Here is a 22,728-nt window from a genome sequence, read left to right on the forward strand (position 1 = left end):
ATGAAAGTTATTGATTCAAAAGATCATGAAGATGCACCAAAAATCGAGTTTCCCTGTGAAAACTATGTGATCAAAACCATGGGTGAGAACACACCTGAGTTTTTTGAGTTTGTTGTTAGCACCTTTAAAGGGTTTGATGCGCAGTTAGACGAAAAAAAAATCAAAGAAAACAAAAGCAAAAAAGGCACGTTCACTTCGGTGTCGGTGTCTATCACCGCTCAAAGTGAGCAGCAGCTTAAAGATTTACACCAAGCGTTGATTAAAGACAAACGCGTGAAGATGGTACTTTAAATTGAGCAACCCAATTGAAGGCGTAAACGAGTCTGTATTAGTCAAAAATCTTGGCTTAGTTTCGTATGTGCCCACTTTTGAGGCGATGCAACAATTCACCATTAATCGCGACGAAACCAGTCAAGATCAAATCTGGTTGTTAGAGCACCACCCTGTTTTTACTCAAGGCCAAGCGGGAAAACCTGAACACATGTTAGCGCCAGGTGACATACCTGTAGTGCAAGCCGATCGTGGCGGGCAAGTGACATATCATGGCCCCGGTCAATTTGTGGCGTATGTCATGATCGATATCAAACGTCGTAAAATAGGTGTACGCGAATTAGTCACCGCCCTTGAAGAATCGTTAGTGCAAGTATTGGCGCGTTATGACATTCAAGCCTACCCAAAACCCGATGCACCGGGTGTGTATGTCAATGAAGACAAAATCGCTTCATTAGGTTTAAGAATCAAAAAAGGTCGCTCGTATCACGGGTTGGCCTTAAATGTAGACATGGACTTGTCGCCGTTTAATCGAATTAACCCTTGCGGATATCAAGGGTTAAACATGACTCAAATGGCCGATTTGTGCGAACAAGTTGAGCTTTCAAATATACAATTGCAATGGCTTGAGCAGTTTGGTCGACTGCTGGCATTACCCATGCAAATTGTAGACATTGTAGAATCTAAAAAATCTGTGTCCCACAGTGGAATTCAATCATGAGTGATACCAAACCTTCTGCCCAGTCCTTTGATCCTAAGGCTGATGTGATAGCCTCTGATAAAAAACCGGCTAAAAGAGTGAAAGTTGAAGTAGGCGTAAAATTACGTGGCGAAGACAAAACCGCGCGTATTCCTGTAAAAATCATCCCAACAGAAGAGCGCCTAAGAAAGCCCGATTGGATTCGAGTCAAAATCCCTGCGATGAGCAATAAGGTTAAAGAATTAAAAGAAAAATTGCGCTCGCACAAATTGCATTCCGTTTGTGAAGAAGCTGCCTGTCCAAACCTTGGGGAGTGTTTCTCACACGGTACGGCCTCGTTTATTGTGATGGGTGATATCTGTACAAGACGTTGCCCGTTTTGCGATGTGGCACATGGCAGACCAAAACCGCTTGATGAAAACGAACCGTTTGAATTAGGCAAAGCCATTGGCGACATGACACTTAAACATGTTGTGATCACATCCGTTGACCGTGACGACTTACGCGACGGTGGTGCACAGCACATTAATAACTGTGTTGAACAAACCCGTAAATACAGCCCACACATCAAAGTAGAAACATTGGTTCCTGACTTTAGAGGTCGTATGGACGTGGCATTAGACATCATGGAAAAAATGCCGCCAGATGTGTTAAATCACAACCTAGAAACCATTCCACGTTTATACCGTGCCGTAAGACCTGGCGCCGATTACCAATGGTCGTTAGATTTATTACAAAAATTCAAACAACGTTGTCCTGACGTGATCACCAAGTCTGGCTTAATGTTAGGCATTGGCGAAACACTAGACGAAGTAAAAGAAGTGATGCGCGATTTACGAGCACACGATGTCGACATGGTGACATTAGGTCAATACCTACAGCCAAGTAAACATCACTTAAAAGTAGAGCGTTATGTGACGCCTGACGAATTCAAAATGCTAGAAGAATACGGCAATGAATTAGGTTTTGTGAACACAGCAAGTGGTCCAATGGTTCGTTCAAGCTATCACGCAGATCGTCAAGCTGCCGGAGAAAAGGTCGGATAACGACACATCTCACCCTAAATTTCACCCAGCTCTTCGTTGAGAAATGATCATTTACAGTAGTAAACTCACATTTCTCGCCTCGATCTGAATGAAATTTAGGGCAATCTGAGTCGTTATCTAAGACTGCCCATTTATTACGACACCCTCAAAACTCATTTAAAGAAGCCTTCCTCATGAAAGAAAAATTACCTCAGCTATTAACCGTATTAGGTTTATTAATGTACCCAATTGCCCGCGCAATTGTTTCTAAAATGGACGCCACCACTTCTGATTCAACGTGGATTTTATACACAGGTATTGCGTTAACGGGTGTCTTTATTTTAGGTGCGTTTTCATTACAGTTTAAAAAAATGTTAGCCAAGCGAAGCGAAGAACAAAACAAAGGTAAATTGTAATGCTTGTCGTTGTCTCGCCTGCAAAAAGTTTAGATTACGAAACCCCGTTAACAACTGAGCTATACAGCGAGCCTCAGTTTTTAAAACAAACTTATCAGTTAGCTAAACAAGCCAAAAAATTATCCCCTGCGAATATTGCAAGCATGATGAAATTGTCAGACAACTTGGCCATGCTAAATTACGAACGCTTTCAACATTTTGAAAAAGACTTCACCAAAGAAAATTCAAGACAGGCAGCGTTTGCATTTAATGGTGACGTGTACACCGGTTTAGATTTTTACACATTAGATCAAGACAAAATAAACTACGCACAACGTCACCTAAGAATGTTGTCGGGTTTATACGGCGTATTACGTCCGTTAGATTTAATGCAACCGTACCGTTTAGAAATGGGTACAAAGTTTGAAATTGGCAAAGCCCCCAACCTATATAAATTTTGGGGTAATACTTTAGCTAACTATTTAAATGACGAAATTAAATCACAAGAAAATGACACACAATATTTAATTAATCTAGCGTCAACGGAATATTTTAAATCCGTGCCTAAAAAAGAAATGCAATTTCCAATCATTGAACCTGTGTTTAAAGATTTTAAAAACGGCGATTATAAAATCATCAGTTTTTTTGCCAAAAAAGCACGAGGCTTAATGGCGCGATACATCATTGATAATGAAATAAAAAACCCAACTCAATTACAAAAATTTAATGTGGACGGATACGAATATCATCCAGAATTAAGCAAACAAAATGCCCCTGTTTTTTTACGGAAGTTAAATGACTGATCTAACACACATCGATGATATTCGTCGCGAATATTTAAAAGGCGGATTAAACGAGCAAGACCTTGCTGAGAATCCAATTGAACAATTCAACAAGTGGTTAGAGCAAGCCATCAACGCAAACATGACTGCCGATCCAACAGCAATGAATATTGCAACGGTCGATGAATTCAATCGACCGAGTCAGCGCACGGTACTTTTAAAACAAGTAAAAGACGAAGGCTTTGTATTTTTCACAAACCTAAGTAGTCACAAAGCAAAAGACATTGAGCAAAACCCCAATGTAAATTTACACTTTGCATGGTTACCGTTAGAGCGCCAAATCAGTATTCAAGGTGTCGCGCATAAATTGTCATTAACCGAAAACGCTAAATACTTTTTATCAAGACCAAGAGACAGCCAATTAGCGGCATTGACAAGCAAACAATCAAAAAGTATTTCATCGCGTAAAATGTTAGATATGGCATTTGAGCAGATTAAAAATAAATTTAAAAATAACGAAATTCCTGTTCCTGATTTTTGGGGTGGGTATTTGGTGGTGCCTGAGAGAATTGAATTTTGGCAAGGCGGCGCGAAGCGATTGCATGATCGGTTTGAGTATCGATTGGTGGATGGGGTTTGGGAGTTACATAGGTTACAGCCTTAACTGTCGAAGAATATAGGCTAGCCGTTCCACAGCTAACTACTTCAAAAACATAACAACTATTAATAAGGTATTATTCAATTATTAGCCCATGAGATAAATACAGTTTTTACTACTTAATTAGGAAATTCAATAAAATGCGCACATTATTTGCCTTAACATTATTATTCGTCATTTCAGGTTGCTCTATTTTCGATAAATCACCAACTTCAGACGATTTTAAAATTACAGGACCAGACCAATTAAAAGAGTATGAATATGGTTATTTTAAGTTGGAAATTAAAGACCCTATAAATTCTACTATTTCAAAAATTGATTGGGTGGTGCCAGAATCAGACAATCATTACTCATCTTATTTGGATATTGAAACAAATAATGTTTCTTTTGATCGTTATGATATTACAGACCTTAATACAGCTCAATTACGATTTTCATTTAATATAAAAGATGGTGAATCACAAACAATTCAGTTTATTGCAATTGTAACTTTAACCAGTGGTGAAATCGTAAATGTATCAAGAGATATATTAATTGTAGCCCGTGAAGCTTTCCCTGAAATTACCGGTGTAAATATCCCTGAAGAAATCACAGAAAATACAATTATTACACTGCGCGCTACCATAAGGGATTCGGATAATGATTCATATGGTCTAACTGGAAATTGGTTCGTAGCTACACAAGGGGTTGACTATAAAATCGAAATTCTTAGGAGCTATGACAATTACGAAGCAACATTAGAAGTTTCAAGAATTACATCCGATAAAGAAATTGAAATAGCATTTATAGCAAGAGATGACGACTCACATGAAGTAATTAAATACTTTAAAATAAAAGTTAAAGCCACTAATTATTTAGAAGAAAACTTGGACTTTACATCATTTAGTTATGGGCCCTTTAAATATTGTAAAATAAACGATTCATCTGAAAAGGGTTATGATGCAATAGATGAATTAGAAAAGTTAGGTGACAAAGTTAATATCAATGACGTCACTAAATTAGATTGTGATTGTAAAGATAATTACAATACTTCATTTGAATCACTTTCGACTCTAACTGAACTAAAAGAAATTAAAGTGAAAAACTGTGACTTTTCAGGAGGGGAAATACAATCCGCTCTTAAGCAAAAAATAGAGAAAATAGAAATTCATTCACCTATGTATTCTCATTTTACAAATTTTGTAGCACCTGAGAACACTGTAATAAAACATATTGAAATAATAGGTGACTCTGGAGTGGTTTCACCCCGTAAACTACCAGATCTAACAAATGCACATAATTTATTATCATTAAAAATTGATTTCACCAAATCACTAGAAACATTCAATCCTAACTCCCTGATTTTAAACAACAGCATTCAGTCTCTTTACCTTTACGGTACAGATCCATTTATTTATGATTTCACCGAACACCCTAAATTATCAGACATCACTATAGACAACGCACAAGCTGTTATATTTTCCGAAGACCATAATATACAAAAATTAAATATTAGAGGCGCTGATAATCAATCAGGTATTTACAGTAATGTTTCACTTAAAAATATTTCAAATAATTCATTAGAAAAACTAATACTATTTGATGTGAATTTATACGATTTCAATACTAATAATCAACCTAATATTGAATATATAGCCTTATTGGACTCAAATATAATCAGTGATGATGAAGTCAACATCGGCAACCTTAATAAACTTGAAACTCTTTACATAGATTGTGTAGCAACAAATATTCAATCACTATTAATGGTTGAACTGGATTATATCAATCTGAAAAAATGCCCAGGTAAGCCTTTGGACTTCAATATTTCAGGATCAAATAAATTAACTTACTTGAATCTTGAAGGTAACTTTTCAACTTCAAATTTATCAATCACTAGTAGTACATCTTTAGAAGAAGTATCTATAGAAAACGGTGATATTTTAGGTTTAGAGCTCAATGATTTATCAAATTTAAAAACGTTAAACTTAACTGGTAATTTTGGTCATTTAGAATTTTCGGAATTAAACTCTCCTAATATTGAGGTACTTTCCATATCCAACCAAAATTCAATTACCATTAATGGTGAAAATTTAATTAATTTGACAGATATTTCAGTTAAAAATAGTGAAATATTATCTTTTAACCCACCTAAAAGTTTAAAGTCAATAAATTTAGAAAACAACACAACAACAATCAATAGCATTAAATTTGAGGGAAACATTAGGAATGTCATTTTAGCTAATAACAATATTTCTGAAATAATTTTCCATCCTGAAGCTAATTTATATGAAGTGGATATTGAAGAACCTATTTCCAATTTAAATATATCAACAACTAGTGACTTAACAATAAAAAGTGATTACCTTAAAACTCTTTCAATTCATGCAAGTACAGAGGAAAACACGGGGAATACAATCGATTTAACTGATGTAGATATTGAAATACTAAAGATACATGGTTTTTTCTATACTATTAAATTGGGAGGGAAATACAATTTCGAAGTTCAAAAAGACGATTCCACAATCATATATAATATCTCTTATGAGGATTTTCAATTAACAACTTTGCCAGAATTTCATAGCGCTAAGTATTTAAACTTAACTAACAACAATATAACGGACATCAACAATATATTAGGTAACTTAAATTATATTCCAGAAATAATATTCTTATCAGGTAACGCAATTACCAACATTATTGATATTACCAATTATTCTGAGGACACTTTACCGTCTACCTTGGATTTTGGTACTACTCAAATATCATGTAATGACTATTCAGCATTGAATACTTTTTATTCAAATTTATCATCTGATAAAGAAATAAAATTTACAGGTACTTGCTCAATAAATTAATATGCAATTATATATTATTAAATAACTCGATCCAAAAAAGAAAATCTAAACATTTCGCAGGATCTCATCCAGTCCACGCTATCAAGGCGTTAGGGTGGATTAAACGTCAAACTGAGAGAAACCGAGGATTGACTAAAATAAGCGAAAAATATAAAGAAAATATGGACTGGAAACTGAACACTAGAAAGTGATATTCAGAAACTAATAATCACTTTTAATTGGATTAAATCAAAAATAAAAAAGAAAATTCAGTGAAAGTACATGATGTGATTGAATTTTTACAATAAATCATGAACAGTTATTAAATCTGAGGCAGGAAGAATTAAGCCAATTCGAAAGAGATTGGTTTAATCCTTTGTAATTAAACTAGCGAACGGTGAGTAAAGCTAAAATCCTAAAACACTTAACGATTTCACCCAGCCACAAGTTCGTTTGAGTCCAAATTTAGAAAAATGCTGATCGAGGCTCGACGCTTTTCCAATTAAATTTGCAAAACTGTGGTTAATATTTTTCGAAGCATTTAAAAATAACGATTCAGATAAATCAAGCCGAATTAAAATATCTGGTATTTCAGAACTGATTTTTCCTTTTTTACCTTCCGCCATTTGCTTCCCTGTCCAGTCTACTAATTCTAAATACGCCATGGTTGAAATGGGTATATGGGTTTTACAATGCTTTGAAAGGGGCAGTAAATCACTGGGTTGGTCTTGAACTAACTCGGATTGATTGGATTTTTTATAACTCTTACTTCGTTTTTTGATCGATGTATATTCAGATTCTTCAGGTGTGTTTGCCATTTGTGCGCGAACCGGATTCAGGTCAACATAAACCATTGCTGCTAATAATCCTTCATTGTCTAAAATTGCTTTTGATTTGTATCGACCCTCCCAAAATTTGCCTGTGCAGTCGTCTTCGATATTCGAAAGCCTTGAAATCGGCTCGTTAATATTTTTCATAAACCAACCAATATTGATCAAACGCTCCCTCCAAACTTCAACGTTTTGATCTAATAAAAGTGTTTCTTGAGGGCTAAGGTTTGCCCCATTTAGAAATGCTTGGGATATCATGTTTCCTTTGTATAACTGATGCCAGCGCTTGATTACATCGGTCTTAGACCATGCCTCAGCCTTATCGACGTTCACGCTGATTACCAAATGGTAATGGTTATTCATGATCGCATATGAAGCGATATCAATGGCGAATATGGTTGGCAGTTTGAGTAAAATATCCTCAACCCATTCGCGTCGATGTTCAAAATCTTGATTAGTGTATTCATCTTTACCACATAAAAAAGCGCGTCGGACGCAGCGGCAGGTTATCAAATATTTGGTGGTGGCTGCATAATTTACAAGGCGCTGTCTGGCTTTAGTCATAGTGATTTCTACTTAAATATTAATGCATGGACAACATATTCAATCCATTTGAAATATGTTGTGGTTAATTAAATGGTAGATTGTGTTTGGGTGTTGTCAAATTAATTTAAGCTGCCTGTCCCATTTAAAACCTGATTTAAGCTGCCTGTCCCATTTAAAACCTGATTTAAGCTGCCTGTCCCATTTAAAACCTGATTTAAGCTGCCTGTCCCATTTAAAAATGCTTGATTATGTGAATTAGGGAGTTAAGTATTTTTATTGTCGCTGTTAATAAGGGGTTACACTTCAATGTCATTGCGATTTTTCCAGCCGTTATTTTGGCAAAATTGTTTTGCTATTTCATTATCGCTTAGAATGTGAATGTGTGATTTGGTAATGCCTTCATTATTAATGCATCCAAACACAATGTGATTAATGTGTTTTCTATGCCTAAATTTTTTGGATAGGTGCGACTGCTAAATGTGCATCGTTTACCATCGTGGCTTGAAATGATGGTACCGACTATTTAATTTTGAGAGTTGTTAGTGCGTTTATTATTGGAATGAATGTCAACTTTTGTGGCGACAAAACTTAAATTTTGATTTTTTAGTAAGTTTTTTATTCCTTCAATTGAATCTGCATCTCGCAGTTTTACGCCTTGTGATGTTTGCCAAAGTGAAATCACTTGTTGGTAGTCGGTTAATTCCATTAACCTATATTTCGCGTTACTTACCAAATATCTAAATCATCAATTATTGCTAACTTGACTAAAAATAAATAGTTATTTGAAAATATAGTTATTTTTAATCATTGTTTGCAATAGGTTAAACTAGCCATGCAGCGTTATTTTAATCTGCTTTTTTGGGTTGAACTGGTTTAACTGGTTTGATTAAATTGACTTGTCCGCTAGTGCCTTTGCTAATTTGCTGGATACTGCCACCAGAATTTAGAAAGGCAGCGGTTTGCTCTTCTATTGACATGCGAATGTTGGCATTGCTTACTGAGTTCTTTGCTGGTTTCTTGCTCATAATATCCTCCCAGATAAAATTGTTCCTAATATAGTGTGGGGCAACTATTTAGAATAGGTGTGGTTTGTATTTACAAAACGTGGATTACGCGATAACGATCACCGTCAAATATGATGATCAGTAGCCTCAGTGTACGCGAGAATGAGTATGAAGTAACGGGATGATTTTTGAGGTTAAAATTTTTGTATGATTAAATAAATTACAGTTGCACCTAAATAAGGGGTTCTGCATTAATAAAATGAGAACGAAGGGGAGCAAATAAAATTATTGCCTTTTTTTTAAATTTGAAATTATCTTTAAAATTAAAGGGTTAGGATACTAAACTCATGACGATCGGCAATAACAAATAAAAAACCAACGGCCTATTATTAAATGACTGGTGGTTTTTAATTTAAATCATCTTGATTCTAATTTAATTCAACAAGTTGAGGTAATAATGAAAAATGTCATAGTCACCGGAGCAAATGGTCATATTGGGTATCAGCTGTGTCGGCAGTTAGTTGATAGGGGTTATAAGGTGCGTGCGATGGTGCGCGATGTGGCAACTCGCGATTATTCCTTGTTAAAAAAACTGGATGTTGAGTTGGTTGAAGGAGATTGTTTAAAGCCAGAATCGTTGGTTGCAGTGATGCACGATATGGATGGATTGTTTCATTTAGCGGCGATTTTTGATAATTCAATTGATGAAATAGATGCCATTGTGAAGCCTAATATTGAAATCAGCGAAAACGTATTACGCGCAGCCAAACATGCTGGCATTTCGCGCATTATTTATACTTCATCCATTGCGGCAATTGGCACGGCTAAACGTGGCTCGGCCCCATTGGGGATTGATGTGTATAACGATCAAAGCACGCAATTATATGCAAGATCAAAAGCGTTAAGTGAACAACATGCTTGGGCGTTAGCAACAGAATTGAATTTAAATATGGCCACGGTTTTACCTGCCTCTGTGATTGGGCCTAGTCATCATGAACCTACCGATTCAATTGAAATGATTGATCAAATTATGAAAGGAAAAGTGCCGTTTGCTGTACCAGTGCATTTTGGCTTTGTGGATGTGCGTGATGTGGCCATGGCGCATATCTTAGTATTTGAAAGCGCACTTAATTCACGCAATGTGGCAATGGCGTTTGATGGAGATTCAAAATTTATTATTCAACAATTGAAAAAAATCAGAAAAGTAAATGCCAGTGAATTTGTGTTGCCTTTATGGTTTTGCAAAATATTACCGTTATTTGATTGGGTGACACATAAACTCACAGGGTCCAAAAGATTGATTACCACAAGTACAGTAGAAGAATATTTTGGTAAACAACAAAAGTATTCGGATCGAGTATTAATAGATCAGCTAGGCTGGCAAACCTTTAGTGCAGAAGATACTATAAAAGCCACTGTTGAATCTTTGGAAAATAATCGTGAGCACCGATCGGTCTAATATGTCTGCTAAAAACAAACCAAAACTTCGTGCTCGCACCGATGATGAAAAAGCACAGCGTAAACAATCTATTGTCGATGCGTTGGCTTTTTTATTAAATGATTCAGAGCAAGTGCCTTCGGCTATGGATATTGCAAAACAAGCCAATGTCAGTAAAGGGGTGATTTATCAGTACTTTTCCAGTCGCGAAGAAATATTTTTAACACTGTTAATGCAATTGTCGGAACCTATAGAATTACTGTCCAAAAATCCTATTGAAAAAATAGAAGACATTCAAAAAGTAATTATTGATTATTTTTGTGAAAATCCATTATTTATGCGTTTAAGTATTATGGCGCCAATTGTATTAGAGGAAAATATTAATGAAAATTTTATCCGTCAGTTCAAAATTGCTGCAGGAGAAATAATCGATGAATTGGCCAAATTAATTATGCCAATTTGTAAACAAGACATACTGCATTGTCGAAATTTTATTAATAGTTTTTATCAACTATCTTTGATGAAGTGGCAATATTGTCATCCTCCACAATCCGTTAAAAATGCATTTAAAGATCATGATTTTTGGCTGACTCGTTTTGATTTAGAAACGGAATTAAATCTGGCGTTTGATTGGTTGTATAAAGGGATGATCAGCTCGCTCAAATCAACAGAGTAAACGTACCTTAATACAACCAATTAATATTTTAATTTCTCCCAAACGGCTTGTCCGTTGGAAGGAATTGGTGGCGAGGTGGATGAAATTGAAGGTGTTCAATACATTCAACAAAGTGCAGAAGACGGCTATCCGCCTGCGCAATCTTTTTATGCTGAAATGTATTTAAATGGACTAGGTGTAAAAAAGAACGACAAAACAGGAGTGAAATGGATGACGAATGCTGCTGAAAATTGTAACGGGTTTTCTCAAAACGCACTGGCAAATTTTTATTTTAACGAAAACTATGTAAAAAAAGATATTAAGCAAGCCTATTATTGGATAAAACTTGCAGCGTATTATGGATTTGAAAATTTCGATATTGGATTAGAGGTAGTTTCTCAAGAAATTAATAAAAAAGATAAAAAGAAAATAGATAAAGCAGTTGAAAAATTTAAGAAAAAAAGCGGGTGTGGGGATCAAGATAAACCTGTTTATGTAGGCGTAGGTTAATTGATTAATCTGCATCTCAATGGTGCAGATTATGCCATGAGTTTAAATTTTAGTTTAAAGCTCTTAAATAAAGAAGGTAAATTAACGCAAGTATGATACATAGAATTGCAGGTACGCTTAAAGCATAGAATTGAAAATTATAAAATAGATAGGCTCCTGCAATTCCACCTAAGATAAATCCAAAAATTATTAATAAAAATAAACTCACTTTACGCTTGTCAAAAGCTTCGCCTTTTAAAAATCGACCAAACATTATCCCTAGATCTGTGAAAATACCTGTGACGTGTGTGGTTCGAATAATTGCGTTGGTGTAGGTGGTAGCCAATGCATTTTGTAAGCCACACGCAGCTGACGCAAGAAAGTGCCCATAGAAATTTTGGGAAGATAGCAACAGTGTAGCGCCAAATAACAATGCGGATTCTAAACATAACATCATGCTATAACGTCGATCTAGTTTTAATCCACTGTCTCGTATAAAAAATCCAGAAATTGCAGAGCCAATTAAAAAGCTCAACAAAATAGCAGTTAAGTGTAAGGAGTCTGCAATATTTAAAGTAAATATATTTGTTCCTAATAACGTCGCTGTGCCAGATAAATGAGAAATTGCTTGATGTTGAAAACCCAAGCCCTACTGCATTGATCATTCCAGCTATTAATGCCAGAGAAAATGACCCATATTCAATCCAGCGAGGTAATTTAGAAACCATGTTACCCTTAGTATTTTTATTTATTTAGTTTTGAACTAAAATGATTGAGTCTTTTCACACAACAAGCGAGAAAAATGATGCAATACTTATGTCTAATTTATGAAGCCGAGTCACTTTATGAAAAAATGGATGAATCACAAATGGGGGAGTTAATGGCCCAGTACGATGAATTCACACAAGATATTCAAACTAGTGGGCAATTAGTGGCTGGCGATGCATTGATGCCTTCAAATACGGCTACCTGTGTTCAGATAATAGACGGAAAAGTTTCTACTAAATCGGGTCCATTTGAACAAACTCACGAGCAACTTGGGGGCTATTATTTAGTGGAAGCGAAATCAGAAGAAGAGGCGGTATTAATAGCGAGTAAAATACCAGCGGCTAAAACAGGCACAATTGAAATAAGGCCTGTGATGACATTTAATTAAATGATGCATTTTACAATAACGGAATACGCGATATTTAATACGCACTTTTTATTCCGTTTTTTGAGCGTTTAAAATTATTTATTTTTGATATTTATATTGGATGATTCTAACCAATATTTAAAACAACTAGCCAAAACTCTACTCGATCAACCGAGCCAATTCCAAATCAGCCAATCATCAAAAACAACATAACTCGCAAACAATTCTATATAAAATTGTCCAATTTAAAACGGATGTGTTGAAATGTTTTTGTACTTTTATTTTAATAAAGTTGAAGTCTGGTCTTAAAATATAATCGCTGTATTAGACTTTAAATTACGTGGTAGTATAGCCAAAATTTTGAGAAATAATACACATGTTAAACTGGAATAAACTCGCGTCAAGAAGTGAAAATAATTTGATTAAACAAGAAATAAAAAACGATCAATCTATTGCGCAACGCAGTTGGTTGAAATATCAATTTAATCATTGTGAAGGAAATTATGCGTTAAGTGAGACTGAGCACTTTATGCTTTTAAGTGGGGAGTCTGAGAAATACATTAATGTGTTTAAGCAGTTTTTAGAATCCGCTTTAACTCGCATTTTAAAAAGTTTAAATGGCCTTGCCGTTGTGCCAGAAGAATCTAAATTTTTAATTATTATTTTAAAAGATATAGATGATTATTACGATTATGTTTCTCAGTTTTATCCTGAAGATGGTGAATTTGGCTTAAGCTCGGGCGTGTTTATTAATGATGAGCAGCCGCATTTGGTTTTTTACAGTCAAGAGTTAGACTTTGCAGAACCCATTGCCATGCACGAACTGGCTCATGCCTGCTTATCGCATTTGGATATTCCAGTTTGGTTAAACGAAGGGTTGGCAGTTTTAATGGAGCAGGTCCATTGTAATATTCCGTTTATGTTAGACGAGCAAGTCATGTTTCGACATAAGCAATATTGGACCGCTGATAAATTGGATGCGTTTTTTAGTGGTGACAGTTTTTTGTTTGCAGATGAGGGGCAAGAGTTGAGTTATCATTTGGCTTGTTTAATTGTTCGAAACATTTCCAGTGATTTAAGTACTTTTGTAAGTTTTGCAAATCATGCGCATTTTAAGGATTCAGGTGAATCGGCATCAAAGCAGTATTTGGGGTTTTCTGTGATGCAGTATGTATACTCGATTGTGAATAAGTAGATTTTTAATTGACCCAAATCAAGAGCTAAGCCCCGTTAAACTTTAAATTTACTGAATGATCAACATAATCTTTTTAATTCAAGCCCATGTTTGTGGGCTAATTCATGAGCTTGATATCCACTTTCTCATACGCTCTTAAAACTTTTATTTTCAAATACTTTATATCTGTCTTGTTTGAGTCTTATCAACATTTTATAAAATTAAATTGTTTGTGTGCGTTCTAAAATGTCGTATTTAAAATGTTGTATTTTTTAAATTAATTATATATTAGGTAATAATTGTTATAAAAATATTTAAAATAATATGAAAGGGTTATTATTTTTTAAGCGATTTTTTTTCACTGTTAGAGTTAAAAGTCATTTGTTTTTCTTATATCTTTTTATTAAATAAAATTTCGATTAAGCCCAGTAAATACGAGGGTTTTAGGGTGTTTTAAATGTATTGTATTTGTAGTAATGTAAACGTTCTCACAATATAACATTTCTCTTAATCACTTTATTGATTTGGTTATTTATCTAACACTCTGTACCACCTATAATGTTTCTAAATATTTCAATACTGTTTGCATCTTGTAATGTTTGTTTCTTTCATTGTAAAGAAGTAAGCGTGGTATATGGTTTTTTTGACTAAGTATTGTGATAAAAAATTTTATTTTATGAATATTTCAAGTGAGAAACCTATGAAAATCAAAAGCCTAATTATTTGCTTCTGTACAATAATAGCGCTAGCTAGCTGTGATCCGGCTCAGCCGCTGGAGTCTAGTTCAGTTATTACGGTTCAATCTCAATCCAATGCATCGATCAAAACTAATGATGGAAATGTGGATTTAGATTTTTCTTTGTCGTTTACAGCAACGGATGATGTCAAGCCTGTGTATACCTGGAATCTTGGCGAAGAGTCTGGTTTGGTGACAACAGATACTCCAACATTAACGCATCAATTTAAAACCGCTGGTTCGTATAAAGTGACACTGATCATCAGCGATCAAAATTCAAAGGCACCGGCTAAAACAATTACAGTTATGGTCATTTATGAATTAGAAGACCAACCCCTATCTGCCGATATTGCCTACAGCAGTAATTTGTTAAACGTGAATTTTTCAGCCGATGTAACAGGTGGTAAAGCACCATATAGCTACGCTTGGAATTTTGGTGATTCTCAAACTTCAACAATTGCAAATCCTACTCATACATTTGCCTCTCCAAATACTTATGATGTGACGCTAACGGTTAGTGATAGCGACGGTGCGCAAAAAGTGACCACTCGTAGAGTGGCGGTGTCATCTACGCAAAATAAAGCGCCAATTGCAGTGATTTCAGGTGTAAATCAAAATTATTTAACTGTGAATGTCAGTGCAATGGACTCAACGGACCCTGAAGGTGCTTCGTTAACTTACACATGGGATTTTGGTGATAATACTATTTTAGAAAATGATGAAGCATTGCAAATTCATAAATATGGGTTTGCTGGATCTTACACGGTAGTGTTAACGGTTTCTGATGGTGAGTTCGAATCTAAAACAAGTCAAACGGTTATGGTGACTGATAACCCAAGTGTAAAGCAGGAATATTACACATTATTTGAAAAAGCGTTTTATGATTTCTTGTCAGTTGACTGTGCGGTGTGTCATTACAATAATGGCATGAGTCGTTTTTCTATGGGCGAAACTCAAGCTGATATTTCACTCATTTCTGCTGAAGCTGGATTAATTACTTTATTAGGGCAACCAGACGGTTTTGATAAAGTATTTGCCAACCCAGTTGAAGGTCAAAATAATCATTTATTGACCATCGATGGAGATGAAGAGGTCACTTGGCGTGCACTGATGGCACAGATGCGAACTTATATTGCGCTTGCAAATAATTCGAATCCAGAAGCTGTATTTGCATCTCCAGTAGTCAGTGGCTTAACGGTTTTTGTTGATGCATCAGGTTCATCAGATGCTGACGGCGATACATTAAAGTATGTTTGGGATTTTGAAGGAATAGCCTTAGAGGGCAAAGAAGCCAATTTCTCGTTTGCCACTGCTGGCGAAAAAGTTGTGACTCTAACGGTTTCAGACGGAAAAGGCGGATTGGCAGTTGTGTCTAAAACCATAACGTTAGTTAAACCTAATACAGCGCCTAAGCCATTGTTTACATTCTCAACTGATAAGTTAAATGCAACTTTTGATGCTTCGACCTCAATGGATGAAGATGACGACAGCTTTACTTATGCTTGGGACTTTGGCGATGGCAACACAAAGGTTGCTAGTAACGATGCTCATGCCACCCACACTTACTTAACTGAAGACAGTTTTAACGTGACTTTAACAGTGGCCGATGCTTATGGCGAAGCGACGTTAACTCAAACAATTGAGGCTTCAAACTCAGCCAATATAGCGCCGGTTGCGGATTTTGAGTTTACAGTGAAAGATTTAAATGTGACGTTAATTTCAACGTCAACAGATGCAGAGGACCAAGCGCTTACTTATGAGTGGGTAATTGATGATGAAATAGTATCAACACTGTCTTTAGCCTCACATAGTTTTGCGTCATCTGGGGAAAAATCCATTACATTAAATGTAAGAGATCCTCGTGGTGCAATCGGTACCCAGACTAAAACGGTTGTGATCCAAAACCAAACACCGATCCCTAGCTTTTTCTTCACACAAAGTGCGACGACATTAGTTGCGTTTGATGCAAGCGGTACAAAAGATCTTGAAGGCGATGCTTTAACCTATGAGTGGGACTTTGGCGATACTCAAATGGGGTCAAGTAAAACGGTTGACCATACTTACGCATCTGCAGGTACTTATTCAGTTACGTTGACAGTCAGTGATAGCAATAATCAAGACTCAATTACTCGTGTTGTAGTAGTGGAGGCGCCTGCTAATTCTGCCCCTAGAGCTTTGTTTACTTATTCACAAACCGGTAACAGCTTTACATTTGATGCATCAAGTTCCACTGATTTAGATATGGATGGATTAACTTATAATTGGAGTTTTGGTGATGGCGGCTTCGATGATGGTGTGATTGCGGTCCATGATTATACAGGTGAGCAAGAATTTAGCGTCACTTTGACAGTGTCTGATGGCGTATTAAGCGGTGTCAAAACCATTAAAGTGTCTACCATTCCAAAATTAATTGGTGATCCTGTCACTGGCGAAGAATTATACAATGCGCAGTGTTTTGAATGTCATAAAGAGTACGGTATTGGTATTCAAAGTATGTACGAGCCTATTGCCATTAACCGTTATTTAGATGGACTTGATAATTTGTACCACAAAATCAACACCACTATGCCACCGAATCAATCTGAAACTTGCGAAGGGCAATGTACTGCAGATATCGAAGCGTTTATGATGACTTGGGAGCGAGTAGTGACGTCCTACAGCTGTCCAGCTGAAAAACAAGACGCCGTTAAATACGGCCCACGTCAAATGCGTTTATTAACCGTTGAAGAATATGCAAATACAGTTAAAGACTTAATTGGCTATGAAGTAGATCGCTCTAAATTAATTGCTAACTCTAAAATTCATGAATTCAGTAACCATACTAAAACCGAAATCGATTTTAACCGCTTTAAAGCGTTTGAATCATTGGCTAGCGTGATTGCAGATGATGCTAAGTTAACTGATTTTGTGAATGTAAAAGGTGCAGGTAACTGTATTGCTGGAGGAGATTGCTCTGGTGCCTTTACAGGTGAAGTATTGCCACGCGCGTTTCGTCGTCCAATTACTGCCGCTGAAGAGAATGCATATTTATTAGCGTTTAATAATCGCGATGCAGGCACAGAAGGTGAGCCAGCAGACAGTATGCATTTAGCGCTTCGTACCATGTTGATGTCGCCTTATTTCTTATATCGATCTGAAGTAGGGATGAATAAAGCTGAATATGAGGCTTATATAGCCAATGCGCCAACTATGTATAAATCCACATCAACCCCCGTATCTAGACCAATGACAGACTTTGGTGCGTATCATCCAGGTGGTACTAAAGCCACAACTCAGTTGGAACACAATGTAGATTGGCAGATTATTCAAAACTTTGAAGAAGGCACCTTGGTGAATATTCGCTTTAAAGGCAATACATCCAATGTTGAAATTAAAGTCGGTACACAAGTGCTTTACAGTGGCCCATCCCCAGAAAACTACAAAACAATGAAGTTCTTAGTTAATGGTTTAACGGGTGATCAAACATTTTCTATCAAAGCGCCATATCAAGATGGTAAAGCAAACTATTTAGATAAGTTAGAATTTTCATTAGGTGAAGAGGTTGAGTTTGTTGTGCCAGATATGGACGACGATGCCTATGCATTAACCCCTTATGAAATGGCAACATTTTTAGCGTATACCTACACAGGCTCAACCCCAGATGATGAGTTGCTAGGTGCAGCAAATGAAGGTCTGTTTACTGATGAAGAAGTACAGGCTCAAATAGAGCGTTTACTGGCAACCGATGCATCCAAATCGCATTTTGGTCAGTTTGCAGCACAATGGCTAACTTCAGATGCGGTGTTAAATGCAGAAAAAGATGAAACATTGTTCCCAACTTATACTGATGCAGTTCGTAAAGCGATGGCGCAAGAAGTCCGAGAAATCGTTAAAGATGTGATCTTTGATGATTCGGTGCCGTTTTCAAATTTATACGATTCTAGCTACACCTTTGTAAATAGCACATTGGCAGATTTTTATGGCATTGGCGGTGTAACGGGCGATGACTTTGTAAAAATGAATGCCCCCGGTCGCGGTGGTATTACCACAACAGGCGCGTTTTTAAGTGCTTGGGCATCTCCTACGGAATCTAAACTAATTATTCGTGGTGTGCGTTTGCGTGAACGTTTCTTATGTCAACATTTACCGCCTTTTCCTTCAAACATTGACTTAGGTGTCATTCGTGAAGAGCAAGCAGCCGAAGTAGAACGTGTTAGCGCCCTTAATAATGGCAATATTCGTCAATCTCATTTGGATTACATCAACACCGATGTGGAAGAATGTAAATCTTGTCACGAATACATCATTAATCCATTAGGTGTCGGCCTAGAAGATTTTGATGCAGCCGGCTTACCAAGAACCCATTATGCAAACGGATTAACCGTTGACTTTGAAGGTTTTGAGCCAGAAAAAGCGACCCATCAATCTGTGTTATATGGCATTGATAATATTTTTGATTACTCACAATCTAGATCTTTCCAAGGGGCAGAAAACCTAGGCGAAGTATTAGCCAGTGAAGATGTTACTCGTGCGTGTATGGTTGAAATGAGTTTCAGATACATGATGGGCACCGGTCCTGATGAATTTGATCATGACAATCCAAGTGCCATCGTCATGACCGATTCAGAGCGTGAAGATTATGCGTGTACCACTGATGCCATGATGGATCAAATGAACACAAATAATGACAATCCAAAAGCGGCGCTTATAGAATTTGGTATTTCAGACATCGTGCGTTTTAGAAAAATCAGAAATCGTTAATACGGCAAATTAAGGTAAATAGAAATGAAAAAATTAAAAACCCCACAAGATGTACAGCGCCGTAATTTTCTAAAAACGGTGGCAAGTTCAGGTATATCAACCGCTGCATTAAAAGGCAGTGCGTTAGGATTAAGTTTAATGGCAAGTCGAGCAGGCCAAGCTGAAGGCGGCGTAAATGGCATCAAGCGCGTTGTATTTTTCTACATTCCAGACGGTGCGCCTCCTGGCACATACACATGGAACAACGGCAGCTTAGGCACAACGTCCAAAGGGCTTGAGCCTGTAAAAGACAGCGTGATTGTATTTGATGGCTGTACAACAGGTGGTAACGGCCATGGTGACGGCGGCATTGGTATTTTAGGTGGAGAATACAGCGCAACGGGCAGTGATACCTATGATATTAAATTAGAAAAACTACTGGGTGCAACTACACCTTTTCCCTCATTACAAATTGGTGTAGAAACCGGTGGTGGCAGCGCAATTACATGGCGTAATTACAATCACATTGTGGCCAACGACAACCCGGTTACTGTGTTTGAATCCTTATTTGCCAGTGGCGTAGAAACCGGAGGACCCGCTGAAAAAAGATTCAAATTTGCATTAGATCATAACAAAGCCGAATTGGCTGAAATCAAAAGCAAACTAGGCGCGTTTGAATTACAAAAACTAGAACAACACCAGGCCCAAATAGAAAAAGTCATCAGCAACTTTGAAAATGCACAGGTGCCATTACCTGGTTGCGATAATCGTACTCAAGAATTATATAATTGGAATGGCGAAGAAATTGGGCACTTTACAAAAGTAAACAACATGCAATGTGAAAACGCAGTGGCCGCATTAAAATGCGGATTAACCAACGTAATCTCAATTCAATTAAGCACAAATGGCGCAGGGTTTACCGCAGATGACGACGTGTTATCAACTTATGGCGATTACCATGGCGCGATACACTCCGGTCAGCCAGCAAGATACGCAGCCTATCGAGCTTTTCTTACGGATCGTTTTGCGTACTTAATTAAATTACTACGAGACACAGAAGATGAAAATGGCGACAGCTTATTAGATACCACCATCGTCTTACAAGTAAGTTGCATGGGTAACGGTGATGCACACGATTCCGTAAACGCACCATTTACAATGGCAGGCGGCAAACACATGAACGTAGGTCGCGGCATGACCGTCGCGCATAATTATGATTTGCTGGATACCATATCAGTTGCACTGGGGGTGGAAGGTCAAGTTCCCCAATATGGAACAGGTGAAGTGGCGAGTATTTTGAAATAAAAGATAGACAGCTATTTTGTAATGAATAAAGACTAAGGTGAAAGCCTTGGTCTTTTTTTTGTTTTAAATTTTGCGATACATTATTGTGAAAAGGTAGGAAGTTTTTACACATGGGTGTGTACAAGGGACGTGAACAGGACATGGAAGTTTTGCTTGGACAAACTAAAATAAATAATTGATCGTGCCTGTCATCCTTAACAGTTTTGTCGTTGGGGATCTGAGTCTTTTTTGAAGCTAAACATGAGTGTCTAAATAATTTCTATACATGAGTGTCTAAATAATTTCTGTAAATGTAATGGAGTGGTTACCAGTTTAAAAATAATAAAAATTAATATCACCTGTAGGTACCGGATTCATCGGGATGCCAAAGCCGAAGAGCATGCAATCGTTCGGAAAAAACTATCCAAATCAATACAAAAAACATCACCCAACGGCTTCAATCAACAAAACAATCATTCAATCTCAGCACAAATTTCTAAAAATGCCTGTCTAGTTTTTCATACCTGTAGGTTCGTGATTCATTACGAAAAAACTAACATCATTTTTACGTCGTCCTCGATATAGAAATTAACCTCACCTGTAGGTTCCGGATTCATTCGGAAAAAACAATCCAAATCATGAAAAAATAAGGCATTGCATATTGTTACCTACAATCAGTGCTGACTGGATATCCAGATTTAGCCAAAAAAATAGTAAATCCAGAAAAAACACAATACCTTGAAAAATGAAATAGGCCGACAGAAATAGTAGGCAGTTTCTGTACGTCCTCAACTCACTGCATCCCTGCATGTCAAATTTTCTGTATTTGTCTTAAAAAAATAGTTGTTTTAGTAATTTTAATTATGCTTGAGCTCATGTATATTGTGACTTTCAAACAAATCGACGGTAACTATTGAAAATGCGAAATGTAGAAAAAATCCGTCTAATAACATGTTAGGAATATGGAGTTTAATTTGCACATTGATGGAGTATTAAAGATTAGCTTCATGCCTCGTGACTATAGTGGTGATGAGACTAATATACGTAATTTAGATATTGAAGCCATTAAACAACTTGCACAATTGTATTCATCAAACAATATTATTTGGGATGAGGTTGAATATAAGTCAACAATAGACTGGAATAAATTAATTGATGTTATTGAAGAGAGTTATGATGAAAATGGGCGGTTTTATACTGAGATCGACGGAAATATCTACAAAGCCATAGCAATAATTAAAACAGATGAAGATAGTAGTGAGCTTGCTCCGTTAGAGTTGCCTGTTAAGGTTACTATCACTAATAATGAAAATCCCAATAAAGATATTCTTGCATTTAAGAAACTACTAATGGATATTTTCCTAATAGCAAATTTGAGTGTTCCTGGTATTTTGGATCTATTTAATGCGCGATTGGAGCTAAATGAAGAAGAGTATAAATTACAACTTTCCAATTTTTATTTTCAACACTCGCTCAATGCAGAGTTCGAAAAGACTATTGCATTCCCAACTATAATTCAGGTTCCGCAGGTAAAAGCTTGGTTTGATAATTTAAATATTGGCTTGCAGATGAAATCGGAACACTCAATTGAACGATCCCTGTTCTCTTTGTTACATATATGCAGAATGGATGCAGGTATCAGTATGGTTTCATGGATTTTCCATGCATTAGAAGCTATTTATGGAACCAAAGCTGGCAGAGGCTTTAATGACATTAAAGAAAAAGCAGTATTTTTATTAACTGTTCCAGTAAATAAACAAAAAGCGTTAAGTAAAAAGCTACGTGAGCTTAATGACTTAAGAAGTTCATTTATTCATGGGGGCTATAAGGTCGCGCATCCACTAGATTTTGAGACAGAAGATAGAATTTTTGATTTAACGAATTTTGGAGTTGCATTAATTATTTGTAGTATTCAACAGTTGATATCCAAAAATTGGATAGAGTTAACTGTTACAGAAGTCTACGGTGGTATAACGCAAGAATATTCCTAACAAGGGTTTTCAAGTCGGACAAATTACAGTTGGCTTTTTGTTCGTGCCTCACTTATTTTAGCCAACAGCAATTTGCCGCTT

The 22,728-nt window shown here is 36.5% G+C and carries 19 protein-coding genes; 15 read left to right on the plus strand and 4 right to left on the minus strand.

The features are described from left to right. From TYM08_RS01480 to TYM08_RS01510, 7 genes are all read left to right on the plus strand, one after another. Positions 1-291, plus strand: a complete 291-nt coding sequence (locus tag TYM08_RS01480; protein WP_422381208.1) for an HP0495 family protein — start codon at positions 1-3, stop codon at positions 289-291. An 85-nt stretch (positions 292-376) separates the two neighbouring features. Further along, entirely contained in the window at positions 377-991 is a 615-nt protein-coding gene (gene lipB, locus TYM08_RS01485; protein WP_422382801.1) for a lipoyl(octanoyl) transferase LipB, read from the plus strand. Further along, complete coding sequence (gene lipA / locus TYM08_RS01490; RefSeq protein WP_422381209.1) at positions 988-2,016, plus strand: lipoyl synthase; 1,029 nt, start codon at positions 988-990, stop codon at positions 2,014-2,016. The genes lipB and lipA overlap by 4 nt, the downstream gene beginning before the upstream one ends. Positions 2,017-2,189: 173 nt before the next feature. Beyond that, positions 2,190-2,411, plus strand: a complete 222-nt coding sequence (locus TYM08_RS01495; protein ID WP_422381210.1) for a hypothetical protein — start codon at positions 2,190-2,192, stop codon at positions 2,409-2,411. Then, positions 2,411-3,193, plus strand: coding sequence for a peroxide stress protein YaaA (gene yaaA / locus TYM08_RS01500; protein ID WP_422381211.1), 783 nt, complete (start codon positions 2,411-2,413; stop codon positions 3,191-3,193). Before TYM08_RS01495 ends, yaaA begins: the two co-directional genes overlap by 1 nt. After that, complete coding sequence (gene pdxH / locus TYM08_RS01505) at positions 3,186-3,836, plus strand: pyridoxamine 5'-phosphate oxidase (protein WP_422381212.1); 651 nt, start codon at positions 3,186-3,188, stop codon at positions 3,834-3,836. Before yaaA ends, pdxH begins: the two co-directional genes overlap by 8 nt. A 134-nt stretch (positions 3,837-3,970) precedes the next feature. Next, a complete protein-coding gene (locus TYM08_RS01510) occupies positions 3,971-6,667 on the plus strand; it encodes a hypothetical protein (protein ID WP_422381213.1) in 2,697 nt (898 codons plus the stop codon). A gap of 386 nt (positions 6,668-7,053) precedes the next feature. Here the strand turns inward: TYM08_RS01510 and TYM08_RS01515 are convergent, their stop codons facing one another. The 3 genes from TYM08_RS01515 to TYM08_RS01525 form a co-directional block, all read right to left on the minus strand. Then, positions 7,054-8,040, minus strand: a complete 987-nt coding sequence (locus tag TYM08_RS01515) for a transposase (protein WP_422381214.1) — start codon at positions 8,038-8,040, stop codon at positions 7,054-7,056. 505 nt (positions 8,041-8,545) lie between these two features. Beyond that, positions 8,546-8,728, minus strand: coding sequence for a hypothetical protein (locus TYM08_RS01520; protein WP_422381215.1), 183 nt, complete (start codon positions 8,726-8,728; stop codon positions 8,546-8,548). Positions 8,729-8,867: 139 nt separating this feature from the next. Beyond that, entirely contained in the window at positions 8,868-9,047 is a 180-nt protein-coding gene (locus tag TYM08_RS01525; RefSeq protein ID WP_422381216.1) for a hypothetical protein, read from the minus strand. 436 nt (positions 9,048-9,483) lie between these two features. Here TYM08_RS01525 and TYM08_RS01530 point away from each other — a divergent pair, with 436 nt between their 5' ends. From TYM08_RS01530 to TYM08_RS01540, 3 genes are read left to right on the plus strand one after another with little or no spacing between them, the layout of a single operon-like run. Beyond that, on the plus strand, positions 9,484-10,485 hold the full coding sequence (locus TYM08_RS01530) for an NAD-dependent epimerase/dehydratase family protein (RefSeq protein WP_422381217.1): 1,002 nt from the start codon (positions 9,484-9,486) through the stop codon (positions 10,483-10,485). After that, positions 10,466-11,140, plus strand: a complete 675-nt coding sequence (locus TYM08_RS01535) for a TetR family transcriptional regulator (protein ID WP_422381218.1) — start codon at positions 10,466-10,468, stop codon at positions 11,138-11,140. Before TYM08_RS01530 ends, TYM08_RS01535 begins: the two co-directional genes overlap by 20 nt. Before the next feature lie 54 nt (positions 11,141-11,194). After that, positions 11,195-11,629 (plus strand): tetratricopeptide repeat protein, encoded by a 435-nt coding sequence (locus tag TYM08_RS01540; protein ID WP_422381219.1) that lies wholly within the window; start codon positions 11,195-11,197, stop codon positions 11,627-11,629. 49 nt (positions 11,630-11,678) lie between these two features. Here the strand turns inward: TYM08_RS01540 and TYM08_RS01545 are convergent, their stop codons facing one another. After that, a complete protein-coding gene (locus TYM08_RS01545; RefSeq protein ID WP_422381220.1) occupies positions 11,679-12,254 on the minus strand; it encodes a YoaK family protein in 576 nt (191 codons plus the stop codon). A gap of 156 nt (positions 12,255-12,410) precedes the next feature. On the opposite strand from TYM08_RS01545, the gene TYM08_RS01550 reads away from it, so the two are divergent. The 5 genes from TYM08_RS01550 to TYM08_RS01570 all read left to right on the plus strand — a co-directional run bounded on the left by TYM08_RS01550 (position 12,411) and on the right by TYM08_RS01570 (position 22,647). After that, positions 12,411-12,764: a YciI family protein gene (locus TYM08_RS01550; RefSeq protein ID WP_422381221.1), complete on the plus strand. Its 354-nt coding sequence runs from the start codon at positions 12,411-12,413 to the stop codon at positions 12,762-12,764. 355 nt (positions 12,765-13,119) lie between these two features. Continuing rightward, positions 13,120-13,938, plus strand: coding sequence for a hypothetical protein (locus TYM08_RS01555; RefSeq protein ID WP_422381222.1), 819 nt, complete (start codon positions 13,120-13,122; stop codon positions 13,936-13,938). 679 nt (positions 13,939-14,617) lie between these two features. After that, the gene (locus tag TYM08_RS01560; RefSeq protein WP_422381223.1) at positions 14,618-19,393 is read left to right on the plus strand and encodes a PKD domain-containing protein; all 4,776 of its coding nucleotides are present in this window, start codon (positions 14,618-14,620) and stop codon (positions 19,391-19,393) included. A gap of 24 nt (positions 19,394-19,417) precedes the next feature. Then, positions 19,418-20,677: a DUF1552 domain-containing protein gene (locus TYM08_RS01565; RefSeq protein WP_422381224.1), complete on the plus strand. Its 1,260-nt coding sequence runs from the start codon at positions 19,418-19,420 to the stop codon at positions 20,675-20,677. 941 nt (positions 20,678-21,618) lie between these two features. Beyond that, positions 21,619-22,647, plus strand: a complete 1,029-nt coding sequence (locus TYM08_RS01570) for a hypothetical protein (protein WP_422381225.1) — start codon at positions 21,619-21,621, stop codon at positions 22,645-22,647. The last annotated feature ends 81 nt before the right edge of the window (positions 22,648-22,728 follow it).

The sequence above is a fragment of the Marinicellulosiphila megalodicopiae genome (assembly GCF_045862395.1).
Classification (GTDB): domain Bacteria; phylum Pseudomonadota; class Gammaproteobacteria; order Pseudomonadales; family Natronospirillaceae; genus Marinicellulosiphila; species Marinicellulosiphila megalodicopiae.